General features: G+C 32.9%; 6 protein-coding genes. All 6 read left to right on the plus strand.

Annotation, left to right across the window (positions count from 1 at the left end):
* The coding region (locus tag HN894_11920; protein ID MBT7144027.1) for a T9SS type A sorting domain-containing protein at positions 1-3,730 on the plus strand (3,730 nt) is incomplete at its 5' end.
* A 232-nt stretch (positions 3,731-3,962) separates the two neighbouring features.
* Positions 3,963-6,827, plus strand: a complete 2,865-nt coding sequence (locus tag HN894_11925) for a T9SS type A sorting domain-containing protein (protein MBT7144028.1) — start codon at positions 3,963-3,965, stop codon at positions 6,825-6,827.
* 39 nt (positions 6,828-6,866) lie between these two features.
* Positions 6,867-8,204, plus strand: a complete 1,338-nt coding sequence (locus tag HN894_11930; GenBank protein MBT7144029.1) for a T9SS type B sorting domain-containing protein — start codon at positions 6,867-6,869, stop codon at positions 8,202-8,204.
* A gap of 6 nt (positions 8,205-8,210) precedes the next feature.
* Positions 8,211-9,932, plus strand: a complete 1,722-nt coding sequence (locus tag HN894_11935; GenBank protein ID MBT7144030.1) for a PorP/SprF family type IX secretion system membrane protein — start codon at positions 8,211-8,213, stop codon at positions 9,930-9,932.
* 124 nt (positions 9,933-10,056) lie between these two features.
* Positions 10,057-13,041 (plus strand): tetratricopeptide repeat protein, encoded by a 2,985-nt coding sequence (locus HN894_11940; protein MBT7144031.1) that lies wholly within the window; start codon positions 10,057-10,059, stop codon positions 13,039-13,041.
* A 39-nt stretch (positions 13,042-13,080) separates the two neighbouring features.
* Complete coding sequence (locus HN894_11945; GenBank protein ID MBT7144032.1) at positions 13,081-14,277, plus strand: ATP-dependent 6-phosphofructokinase; 1,197 nt, start codon at positions 13,081-13,083, stop codon at positions 14,275-14,277.
* Positions 14,278-14,613: the final 336 nt, after the last annotated feature.

The raw sequence follows: 14,613 nt of genomic DNA on the forward strand, positions 1-14,613 counted from the left end.
CCAAACAATAACAGGAATTTACACCGATGTTTTAACAACAGGTGATGGTTGTGATTCAACAATCTTAACCAATCTCACCGTAAATCCAATTTACACAACAAATGTTGATGTAGCAATTTGTGATGGCGAAAGCTATTTTGCACAAGGAGCCAATCAAACAGTAACAGGTATTTACACAGATATTTTAACAACAATTGATGGTTGCGATTCAACCATTTTAACCAATCTCACAGTAAATCCAGTTTACACAACAAACGTAGATGTTGAAATTTGTGATGGCGAAAGCTATTTTGCAGCTGGAGTAAATCAAACAATAACAGGAATTTACACCGATGTTTTAATTTCAATTGATGGTTGCGATTCTACTATTCTAACAAATTTGACAGTAAATCCTATTTACACAACAAACGTAGATGTTGAAATTTGCGATGGTGAAAGTTATTTTGCAGCCGGAGCCAATCAAACAGTAACAGGAATTTACACCGATGTTTTAACTTCAATTGATGGTTGCGATTCAACAATCTTAACAAACCTTACAGTAAATCCAGTTTACACAACAAACGTTGATGTAGCAATTTGTGATGGCGAAAGCTATTTTGCACAAGGAGCCAATCAAACAATAACAGGAATTTACACAGATGTTTTAACAACAATAGATGGTTGTGATTCTACAATTTTAACCAATCTCACCGTAAATCCTGTTTATACAACAAATGTAGATGTAGCAATTTGTGATGGTGAAAGTTATTTTGCAGCCGGAGCCAATCAAACAGAAACAGGAATTTACACAGATGTTTTAACAACAATATATGGTTGTGATTCTACAATCTTAACCAATCTCACTGTAAATCCAATTTATACAACAAACGTTGATGTAGAAATTTGTGATGGCGAAAGCTATTTTGCAGCCGGAGCCAATCAAACAGTTTCAGGAATTTACACCGATGTTTTAACAACAGTTGATGGTTGCGATTCTACAATCTTAACCAATCTCACCGTAAATCCAGTTTACACAACAAACGTAGATGTAGCAATTTGCGATGGTGAAAGCTATTTTGCAGCTGGAGCTGACCAGTTTGTTTCTGGAATTTATACAGATGTTTTAACATCAGTTGATGGTTGCGATTCTACAATAATTACGAATCTGACTGTTTATCAAAGTGTTAATACGTCTATAAGCACAATAAATGTTTCTTGTTTTGGTTTAGGCAATGGTTCTATCGATTTAGAAATTCTAAGTGGAGTTGCTCCAATAACATATTTATGGTCAGATGGTTCTACAAGTCAGGATATCAATAATCTTATTGCAGGGATTTATACAATAAGCATTACCGATGGAAATTCTTGTACATATGAATCTCAAATTGCAGTTATTGAACCTGCAAATCTAAGTGTTTCGCTGACAACGATTAATGTAAATTGTTTCGGAGCTTCTGCCGGCAGTGTTTCAACTTCAGTAACCGGAGGAACACTTCCTTATGCTTATTTATGGAGCAATGGAGACACAACATCCTCTATATCTAACCTTTATGCAGATTTATATTTTGTAACAATAATTGATGCAAATAATTGTTATATTTCGGATTCTGCAGAAGTTACCCAATCTGATATTATTCAAGTTTCCAGTGTGGTTCCTAATTCTAATGGATACAATATTTCATGTAATGGTGGTTCAAATGGCTCAATTGATATAACAGTTACTGGTGGAAATACTCCATACTATTATTTTTGGACTAATGGCGAAACAACAGAGGATATTGGCAATTTGTCAGCAGACAACTACTTTGTATTTATTACCGATATAAATAATTGTAATTTAATGCAATCTTTTGTTATTACTGAACCTGATAGTTTCAGTATGAATAGCATGGTAGAAAATGTATTGTGTGCAGGAGATGCAAGCGGTTCTGTTGATATTAGTGTTTCTGGAGGAGTTCAGCCCTACTCTTATTTATGGTCGAATGCAGAAACCACAGAAGATATAAGTAATTTGATATTTGGAAGCTATTCAGTGAGTATCACCGATCTTAACTTATGCGATGTTGCCTATAATTTCAATATAAATGAGCCGACTTCGTTAATGATGATTTCTGAAAGTATTACAGACGTTCCGTGTTTTGGAGATAATGGTGGAGAAATTTCCATTAGTATTTCAGGAGGAACTTCACCTTATTCTTTCGCATGGTCAGATGGAACTAACATGCAAAATATAACTTCATTGTTTGCTGGAGCCTATACTCTCACAGTGACTGATGATAATGCTTGTAGCCAAATTCTCAACTATTCAGTTAATGAACCAACTTCAGGAATTATGATTTCATCAGTTGTGAATCCGATAAGTATGAATATAAGTGCAGATGGGGCAATTGATATTACAGTAAGTGGAGGAACACCCTCATACAACTATTTATGGTCGGGCGGTGAAACTACTGAAGACATCTCAAATTTAGTAGAGGGAACTTATATTTTTGAAGTTACCGATTCTCAAAATTGTGTTGCAACAGATACATTCATCCTTGTTCCAACAATTAGCATAACATCCCAAGCATTTACAATGGTTCCTGGCTGGAATTGGATCTCGTTTAATGTGTTGCCACTAAATGATAGTATTAATAATGTGTTACAAAACTACCTTGCAAATGATAATGATCAGATTGTTAGTCAGAGTAATGGAATTGCTCAATATGGATTTGGGCAATGGTGGTCACCTGAATTTGTTATTGAGCCAGGGAAAATGTATAAAATATATAATAGTAGCAGCAATATGATTTCGTTCAATGTTGTTGGTTATCCAGTTGATATTACTCAACAAATTACAATATATCAAGGTTGGACATGGATTGGCTATAATCCTCAAACTGTATTGGATATAAGCACAGCTTTAGCTTCATTAAATACTCAAAACAATGATCAGCTTGTTAGCCAAACTGATGGATTTGCAACATTCGGATATGGTCAATGGTGGGGACTTACTGCCGGAATGATACCAGGGCAAGGATATAAGCTATATTCTAGTATTTCAGATGTTCTGGAATATCCAAGCGGAACAAGCAATTTGGCGAAATCAGATATTAATAATGAGCTTTATTCAATAGAAAATTGGACACCTGAAAAAGGTAAGAAAAATACCGTACCAATTGTTGCACAAGTTCGATTCAGTGGTGGCGACTTCATTATTGCTGAAGGAAGTAAAATGGCAGTATTTAAAGATAATGTTTGTCGAGGTGTAACCGATATTATTGAATGTACAAGTGGATATATTTTCCAACTTCCAATTATGTCTGATGACACAGAAGAAATGGGTTTTGCATTTAAGATATTTGATGCTGCTACCGGCGATATTTATACTGCTACTGAATCTCTTAGGTTTGAAGTTGATTCAAAATTGGGAACAATTCAAAATCCTATTTTGTTTACTATTCAGGCATCGAATCTGAACCAAGTCCCAAATATGGCAACTTCCTTAGGCGAAAATACACCAAATCCGTTCAGCGAAACTACAATAATCCCATTTGTTATAGCAGAAAGTGGAAAGGTTTCAATTGAAATTTTTGACAATTCAGGGAAAAAAGTTCTGTTATTAACCAATGAGTTTTATCAAAAAGGAAAACATCAAATTGTATGGGATAGAAGAAATGAGTTTGGGAAATACATTTCAAACGGAGTATATTTTTATAGAATGAAAACTCAAAATTTTGTTTCAAGCAAAAAATTGATTTTGATAGAATAGAATTAAGAGAATACAGTTTATTGACTTCCTAAAATTCGTTTATCGAAAAAAATAATCTAATTTCTTTAAACGAATTTTAAGAAGTCAAAAATCATAAATAATATATTAGATATCTTTGGCAATTTATTATTAGAAAATATGGAGAAGTAAATTGATAATATAATATATTAACAAAAACAATATTTATACGTAAAGATTTATGTTTTATTACAGAAAGAGTAAGATGCTTATTATGAAAAAGTTATTTTTTAGTATATTTTTAGTTGTATTTTTAATGCAACTATCCATTGCCCAACCTGCTAATTGGGTAAATCCTTTAGGAATGCAATATAGTATGGGAATAAATGCCCAAGCCAGTAGTGTTGGCGGCTGTTTTATTTCCCAGACCGGAAGTATGGTTGCAGCATTTAAAGACGGAGATTGTAGAGGGGCTACAACTGTATTTCCAGGACCAATTGGTCCGCAGTTTCTATTGTCAGTAATGTCAAACAGTCCGAATGAAACTGGTTTTGAAATACGTGTTTGGGATGCCCTCTTAGACAGTGTTTTTATTGCCAACGAAGGCTTCGATTTTAATGTGAATTCGACCATTGGTTTGATAGGAGCTCCACAGATTTATACTATAAACACACCTTGTTTTGTAAATCCGGGAGGTTTAGCCAATAGCATGACCATTAATGCACAAGTACAATTTGCAGGAGGAAATTTTTTCACTGACTCTCTTTGTATTCTTTATGCTTTTAAAGATGGTGTTTGTCGGGGAGTAGCACAAATCGAAACTGGTACAGCCGGACAACAATTTATTCTATCGGTTGTTTCGGACTCAATCTATGAACCAACATTTAACCTAAAAATATTTGATGGCAGCAGTCTTATACTTTACGATGTGAACGAAACATTCGATTTTGTTAAAGATACAACTCTTGGAACGGAAGCTATTCCTATAATTTATACCGTAGGATATGCCCCCCCCGTAATTAGTGGTATCTTTACAACAAGCTATAATGGCTATTCTGTAAGTTGTTTTGGTGCCAACGATGCTAATATTAATGTAAATGTTATTGAAGGAATTCCTCCAATTACATACCTTTGGAATACCGGAGCTACATCGCAGGATTTATACAGTGTTGGTGCTGGAACTTATTCTGTAACAGTTACCGACAATCAAGGAATATCAGTTTCAGAAATTGTCAATGTTACTCAACCCGCAGTTCTTGCAAGCACAGTGGTTGGAACAGATTTATCATGCTTTCAGGATGGCAGTGGAAATGTTGATTTAACAGTTGGTGGAGGTGTAATGCCATATACTTTTAGCTGGTCGAATGGAGAACAAACCGAAGACTTGACTAATTTGCAAATTGGAACATATGTAGTAAGCATAAGCGATGCAAATTCTTGTTCGACAGTTTCAAACACAATAGTATTAACTGAACCTACAGTATTGTCTGGAATAATTTCAGGAACTGATATTCCTGATTGTTATGGAAATACAAATGGCTCAATTGATCTTTCAATTTCCGGAGGTTCTCCTCTATATACTTTTCAGTGGTCAAATGGTGCTGTTAGTGAAGATCTTATGAATATTGGTGCGGGATATTATGAGGTTGTAGTAAGCGACTTAAATAACTGTACTTTAGTCTTAAACCAAACCATAAATCAACCAGATGAATTAGTTACAACTATTTCAGCAAACGATGTTTTATGCCATGGATTTTCTACCGGAAATATTGATTTAACTGCTTCGGGAGGAACAACTCCATATTCCTATTTATGGTCAGATGGACAAACTACTGAAGATTTAAATTCAATTCCTGCTGGAAATTATTCAGTAACTATTCTTGATAATAATCTTTGCGAAGAAACAAATAGCATTTTAGTGGTTGAACCTGATGCCATTGATTTAACAATTGTTTCAAGCGATGTAACAATTTATGGATACGCTGATGGGTCTATTAATATTAATGTAACAGGGGGAATGAGCCCATATTCATATTTGTGGTCAACTTCAGAAACAACACAAAATATTGAAGATCTTTCTGCAGGAATCTATCAACTAACTATTACTGATAGTTATTCTTGCATTTTTGAAGCAAATATTGAAATTACCCAACCGGAACCTACAGTTGTGCATTTAGTTAGTGCAAATGTTAGTTGTTATGGTGCTGAAGATGGAACTATTACACTTACATTAACCGGCGATGGAACTCCACCATTTTCATACCTGTGGTCAAATTCAGGAGTAATTCAAAATTTAGTTAATCTTAGCTCAGGTGCATATTCAGTTACTGTTACCGACGCAAACGGATTAATTTCTACAGCTAGCGATACTGTTCATGAGCCATCACCAATATTACTAAATGCTACTAGTACTGTTTCAGCATCTTGTTTTAACTTTAATGATGGTTCGGTATTACTTGAAGCAGCAGGAGGAACCGCCCCTTACGAATATTCAATTGACGGAGGAGCATATCAAGCAAATGGATTGTTTCTTTTATTGTCTGCCGGTACCTACATAGCTTCTGTTCAGGATGGTTTTGGTTGTACCACAGGTTTAGATTTTTCAATTGATTATATGTATGAAGCGCCTCACTCTAATTTCGACTATGTTACTGCCGGAGGAGTTGTACAATTTGTAAACTATTCCGATACATCAGGAAATGCCACCTGGCTATGGGATTTTGATGATGGAAACTACGATAGTACTAAATATGAACCAACTCACGAATATTTGACTAATGGAACTTATAATGTTTCATTTACAATAAACAATCAATGTGGCTCGAATTCACTCACAAGAGCTATCGAAATTAGAGCAGCATTCATAAATGAAAACAGTTCTTTAGATAATCAATTAATGGTTTTCCCAAATCCTACAAGCGGAATATTTAAAATCAATTGGGACGAAATTGAATACATAAAAATTAATAAATTTAGAATATTCGATGTATTTGGAAAAATGGTTTTATCTGTAGAAAATCCAGAAATTCAAGGAAATGAGAAAAGTATAAATATGTCAGAATTTGAGCAAGGATTGTATTCAATACAAATTATTACAGAAGAAGGTGTTGTTAATAAACAGATAATATTATTGCGATAGACAATTATTAAAAATAATATTTTGCGAAATATATAGATTATGAAAAAAATTAATAAAAAAAGCATTGGTCTGATATTGGTAGGCTTACTATGGATATTGACTGCAAATGCACAAGTAGCTTCATTTAATATAGAGAACCCATGCCAGGGAAGTACAAGCTATTTCAATAATACTTCTCTTTATTCAGGCGGAATTACATCCTACGAATGGGATTTTGGCGATGGATCAACTTCAAATTTAGAAAATCCTGAACATATTTACCAATTAGATGGAATCTATGAAGTAGTATTGAGTATTTTTAACAATTCAAACTTCCTTGACCAAGAAGTAAAAATTATAGAAATTTATGCAAGGCCAAATGCAGGTTTTACTGTAAATCATGTATGTCTGGGCGATGAAAATATTATTAATATTAGTTCAGAAAGTGATGTAGAAATCCAAAATTATTACTGGGATTTTGGCGATGGACAGGGAGATGTGGTTGACCAACCAAAACATATATATAATAAGCCTGGTCAATATCTTATTAATTTAACTGTTGAAACCTCCGAAGGTTGCAGAAGTCAGGCAAGCAACTTTATTTCTATTTTACCAAAACCATTTGCAAAAATTGAATTCGACAAAGATGAAATTTGTGAAGGAGAATATGTAAAGCTAAAAGTAAATACACCAAATAATGATGTTTTATGGTCAACCGGGCAAACCTACAAATCTATACAAGTGAGCCCGGAAGTTGGCGAAACAGATATTATAGTAGCAATTTATGAAATATATTATCAAGAAAATGAAGTTTGCTCGAATAATGATACAATCTCAATTTTGGTGCATCCGAAACCACAACCAGAAATTTCTGCTTTGTCTTATCCTGAAAATGAAATTTTGCCAGACAATACTGTTGTTGATGGAAACTCAATTAGTTTAAACCTGAATAATGTAAATATTGTTAGTTCAGTATGGTCGCCAATAGATTATCTTATCGACAGATATACATCGCCGGCAATTTCGAAACCATCAAAAGACATAAGCTACGAAGTAGAAGTTACCGACCAATATGGTTGTAAAAACTCGGCAGAAATCGACATAAAAGTTATTGTTACCAAACTCAGATCGAACAATTTAGTTACCCCAAATGCAGACGTAATAAACGATACATGGGAAATATATAATTACGAGTATTTTACCGAATACGAAGTTTTTATATATAATCGCTGGGGCGAAGAAGTTTTTTATTTGGAAAGCCACTATCAAAACCAATGGGACGGGATATTTGAAGAAAATGAATTGCCGGAAGGAACATATTATTATTTGCTAAAAAGCGATAATACAGACAAAATATATAAAGGCCCCATCTCACTTTTAAGAACCCCAAATAACTAAGAAACTATGAAAATAAATAATATTTATAAATTCGTAATTATAGTGCTATTGATTATAGTTGTTAAAAGTGGGATAGCACAACAGTTGTATATCAACAATTTATACAATCAATGTAATTATATTATCAATCCATCTTTAGCGGGAAGCAAAGGATATACTGAAGCATTTCTGAACTCGAGAAACCAATGGATTGGCCTCGAAGGAGCACCAAAAACAACAATAGTAGGAATTCACACAGCTCTGAAAAAAAATTCAGGTTTAGGATTTATCCTTGTGAATGACAGAAGCCATTTAATTCAAAATAATTCTGGTGCAGCAACATATTCATATAAACTTAATTTATCGAAAAACGTAGAACATTCTTTACGTTTAGGACTGTCAGCCGGTTTTGTAGAAAAACATCTAAATCTCGCAAATGTTAATGCAGATGATAGAGATCCGATATTGACTTCAGACCTATATGATGGAATTGCTTTCGATGCCTCGTTCGGAATCAACTATAATTTATATGGTCTTAATATTGGTGCAGCTTTTCCTCAATTGCTCGATAACGATTTGCGATACCAAATCAATAGCCTTGCAGACGATTATAAGTTTATGTTAAACAGACACTTGATGTTTCATGCTTCCTATACATTCAAAATTCGCAAGAAAAAATTCGATAATGAACTAAAAGAATCAAAATCTAAAAATGTAGCATTAATGGTGATTCCTTCGGTTTTATATAAATCGCTTCCGAATTATCCCGAACAAATTGACTACAGCTTGCTTTTTGTAAATAAAAAGAATCATTGGCTTGGAGCAATTTACCGACCTAGTTTGTCGAGCGTAGTTTTTATGGCGGGGATAAATATTTTTAAAAACTACAATCTTGGTTATGCTTATGAATATTCTACCGATGGAATGGCAAGTTATACTGCCGGGACTCACGAAATAATGATAAGATTTGACCTCACAAGAAAAGCAGTGCGAAAAGCAGATTCGAGGATTATACATATTATGGAAGGAAATCAGGAAAAGATTTTAGAAGATATTGAAGATTTGAAAAAGAATTTCGACGAAAAACATAATTCCATATTAGACAGCTTGCAAGCACAGTTAAGCTCATTAAAAGAATCGAAAGGATCAAACTACGATGAGCAACTCGAAGCAATGAAAAATGAGCTATTAAGCCTTCGAGATAAGGTTGTTGATGGCACAATTACCGGAATAGAACTCAACGAAATAGATAAGCTGTTAGGACAAATTGAAAAATTACAAAATCCTGAAGAGCAAAAGGAATTGAGCGAAATGGCTGAAGAAATAGAATATCTTAAAAAAGAGATAGAAAAATTGAAACAAAGGCAATTCGGAAGTCAGGATAATATTAGCGTTGATTCGTTAAAAATGGAGTTAGATAACTTAAAACAGTATATCAAAAACTTTGTGAACGAAAATGTTGTTGAGCTTAAAAAAGATTCAAATGGAGATTATCTCGAAGAAGATATTCGCGATGGATGTTATATTATAATTCACGCATTTAGAAATTTTGAAGGAGCTAAACGAGCAGTTCGAATAGAAAAAAGTAAAGGAGTAAATTCTTCAATAATACATAACAAAGATCGTGGCTGGTATTACATATACATTAAGAGATTTGATGAATTGAACGATGCTTTGCCGGTGATGCGAAACGAACGCAAAAACTCCGAACATACCGATGCTTGGGTACATATTTATAAAAATAATTAGGCGAAGAATAAATGTCCAATAAAGAAATTTTATCATGCTTTCAATGAAATCTATAAATTAATCTACCTTGAAAAGCCCTGATTGTAGGGCTTTTTTTTTGAAAAATCTACCACAAATATACTTTATGAAAAAGATAGTATTTATTATTCTATTTTCTCTATATGCACTGAATTTTTTTGCGTTCAATAACGAAATTGATAGTCTCACAAATTTATTGCAAAATGCCAAAGATAAAGAGAAGTTGATTATTTATAAAGAAATTTCAAATAAGTATAAGGGACATGATAATGAAAAGCTTATTTATAATGCAATATTATGGAATCAATTTGCTGAAAATCAAGATAATATTAATGAGCAAAAATTAGCAAATTATGAAATTGGTTTAGCATATTATAGGCTATGGAAATATGATGAAGCCTTACAATTTTTTAATAAAGCCTTACAATTTTCAAACGAGTTGGCTGACTCTTCAATAACAGCACGAATAGAAAATAGCATTGGATATGCCTATTATCAAAAAGCTGAATATGACAATGCTTATAAGTATTTTCATAACTCACTTGTAATTCGCGAATCAATTAAGGACAAAAAAGGAATTGCATATTCATATAATAGTTTAGGTTTACTGTTTTGGAAAATGAAAAAACAGAATGATGCTATTATAAGTTTTAACAATGCAAAAGAAATATGGGAACAACTTGATAATAATGTTGGAGTAATTATGTCATATAGTAATTTGGGAGCAGTTTACTATGATTTTTTAGATATTGAAAAAAGTCTTGAATATCACGAAAAAGCCTTAGAACTTGAAAAAGAAATAAATGATACCTTCAGAATGGGAATTACATTTAACAATCTTGCCGTTCTTTATCAAGAAAAAGAACAACATAATAAAGCCTTGGATTACTATTTAAAAGCATTAAAAATATCTGAAAAAAGTAATGGTAAAGATGATATTGCCAACACAAAAAATAATATTGGCAGGCTATATGTTAGTCTTGAAAATTATAAGCAGGCTCAAAAATATATTGACGAAGCTCTGATTGCCTCAAAAGAAGTTGCCGACAAACAGTTAATAAAAGAAAACTTTCATATACAATATCAATTGTATAAGAAAATGTCTGATTTCGAAAAAGCTCTTAAGTACTATATTTCATATTCCGAATTGAAAGACTCAATCTATTCTAACGAAAATAATAAAATTATTGAAGAAAGTGAAGCAAAATATAAAAACAAAAAAAAGGAACAAATCATCTCAACGCTAAATAGTAAAAACAAAATAAATACAATGATTATTCATTCATTTTTAGTGATAGCTATTGTTGTTAGCGTATTTTCGGTTTTGTTAATAATTCAGAACAGAAAAAGAAAAAAAGCCAACAAAATTTTAGTCGATAATAATGAAGAAATTTATAGTCAAAACGAAAAAATATCTCAACAAAATGAAGAAATCCAACAAATTAGCGAAGAGATTCAACAGCAATTAGAAACTGTTGAAAAAATGAACAAAGAATTATCGATAGCTAAAAACGAAGCTGAAAAAGCTAATAAAACAAAAAGTCTGTTTCTGGCGAATATGTCGCACGAAATAAGAACTCCTATGAATGGAATTATTGGAATGGCAAATATTTTGACTCAGACGGAGCTTAACGAAAAACAAAAAGAATTTACTGAAATAATTACCAAATCGGCGAACAGCCTTCTCACAATTATTAACGATATTCTTGATTTATCAAAAATTGAATCCGGAAACCTTGAATTAGAAAAAATACCATTTAGTATTTTTGAAACAATCGAAGATATCTCGCATTTGCTTGCAATAAAAGCACAAACAAAAAACCTTCAATTACACACTTTTATTCAACCCGATATTCCACAGAAAATTATTGGAGATCCAAACAGAGTGCGTCAGATTGTTATAAACTTTGTAAACAATGCAATAAAATTTACTAATGAGGGCGAAATTCTTATTTCTGCTGAGCTTAAATCAACTAAGGGAGATTCGATTGAACTTCTAATAAAAGTGAAAGATACAGGAATTGGAATATCTGAAGAAGGCAAAAAGAAACTATTTAAATCGTTTTCGCAGGTCGATGCATCGGTTGCAAGAAAGTACGGTGGAACTGGTTTAGGTTTGGCAATTTCTGTTCACCTGATAGAAATGATGAACGGAAAAGTTGATGTAGAAAGTGAGCAGGACAAAGGTTCTACTTTTTATTTTACTGCTATTTTTGGGAAAACTAAATCGACAAGCCCCAAAAATGATGAGCCAAAATACGACTTTAATAGAAAAAAAGCTTTGATTGTTGACAATAATTCTACTTGCAGAAATATTTACAGAAAATATTTAGAATATTGGAATTTTGAGGTGTTTGAAGCCAAAGATTCAACAAATTGTATGGAAATTTTTGAACAACAAAATTTGAATACAAATCAGGTTGATATAGCATTTATAAATTATCAAATGTGCGATATTAGCGGCATTCAACTTGCCAGTAAAATAAAATCAATAAACGCAAATAATACCCGACTTGTCCTTTTATCTTCGGTGGGTAAACAATTGTCGCCTGATGAAATTGAAGATTCAAAAATTGATGAAATACTAAACATCCCCGCTAAACAGTCTGATATATTGGAGATTATGCTTAAATATTTTAAATCTAAATTTATGCCTGCTCCAATAGAAGAATCTAAAATTGAGAACAGAAGTTTAGAAAACCTAAAGTACAATTTTAAAGTATTGCTAGCTGAAGATAATCCTATAAATCAGAAAGTTGCAAGTCATGTTTTGAAAAATCTTTGTAGTGAACTTCATATTGCCGAAAATGGAAAAATTGCTGTAGATTCGTTCAATAAAAATGACTACGATATTATTTTTATGGATTTGCACATGCCCGAAATGAACGGATTGGAAGCTACCATCAAAATTAGAGAAATTGAAAAAATAAAGAATGAACAAAATCCTATTCTAATTGTTGCAATGACGGCTGCCGCTATGAAAGAAGACCAAGAAAGATGTTTCATGGCAGGGATGAACAATTTTATTAGCAAACCATTTAACCCGCAAGATATTATTAGGATTTTTGAAGATATAAAATTGAAAGTTTAAAATATATAATCAATACAAAAAGTTTTAAAAGAATTAATTATGAGTAATAAGTACAGAGGAACAATAGGAATTTTAACTGGTGGTGGAGATGTTCCCGGATTAAATCCTGCAATTAGAGCAATAACAATCAGAGCAATACGAGAAGGATTTCGGGTTGTTGGAATTAGAAGAGGATGGGCAGGAATGATTAATATAATCAGAGATAAAAAAGTTGATAATAGCAACTCAATACAAATTCTTTCCGAAGAAATTGTAAACAGAATTGGAAGAACAGGAGGAACTTTTCTTCATTCCTCAAGAACCCGTCCGAGCCATGTACCTAAAGATCTTGTGCCAGACCATTTAAAAGATAAATATTCTGAAAATATGAACGACCTCACCCCCGAGGTTTTAAAAAATATTGAATTTGCAGGAATCGATTATTTAATTCCAATCGGAGGAGACGATACTTTAAGCTATGCTGTCAGGCTTTACAAAGAAGGGGTAAAAGTTATAGGTTTCCCAAAAACTATGGACAACGATGTCCCTGGCACTGACTATTGCATAGGTTTTAGTACCTGCATTACCAGAACCATAGAAATGACACACAAACTTCGTACATCAGCAGGTTCGCACGAGAGAGTTTTGATTATTGAAGTTTTTGGAAGATATGCAGGATTTTCAGCCATTTTGCCAACAATTGCCGGTGCTGCAAATCGCTGTGTGATACCCGAACACAAGTTCAATATGGAAAAACTAACCGAGCTGCTTGTAGAGGATAGATATTCAAATCCAAGTAAATATTCGGTTGTACTCGTTTCTGAAGGAGCTATGCTGGACGGAGGAAATATGGTGTTTTCAGATACAAAACAAGATGCATTTGGTCATGCAAAACTCGGTGGGATTGGCGAGATAGTCTCACAAAATTTTAGGGAGCTTGCACCCAAATATAACAATGGCAAATCCATTAATGTAATATATCAAAAGCTTGGATATTTAGTGAGGAGTGGCGATCCTGATGCAATAGATTCAATCGTGCCAATGGCATATGCAAATCTTGCCCTCGACCTTATCATGAAAGGAATTCATGGCCGATTGGTAATACTTCGCAATGGCCGCTACGATAATACACCACTTGATATTGTTACCAGTACAAATAAAATTGTTGATGTATCGCAATATTACGATACAGAAAGACTACGACCTGTATATACAAGTTTTGAATTTAAACCTATGTTTATTATGACCGGCGATTAATTTGAAATCTGTAGTTTATTCACCAAAATGTTAAATGAGAAAGGACAAAGAGATATATTAATAAAGATGAACTTATCCTAACTTGAGCATTTTTCCAAAATTAATAAAATAATTAAAATTTTATCTATCTGATAATTAGGCATATGACGTTATATAGAATCGTTCTAAATACTATAATGTGCAGATATACAGTTGTATAAGTAATTGGTGTCCGTTGTAGTCCCAGAATATCATCTTATTTAGAACTATTCTAAATAATATTTTGTTAACTTTGCAACTTGAAATTTAGTTCGTTGAAAATATTGAAATTACAAAATCCGTAGTACCCGAAAAACG

The sequence above is a fragment of the Bacteroidota bacterium genome, assembly GCA_018692315.1.
In the GTDB taxonomy this organism is placed as follows: domain Bacteria; phylum Bacteroidota; class Bacteroidia; order Bacteroidales; family JABHKC01; genus JABHKC01.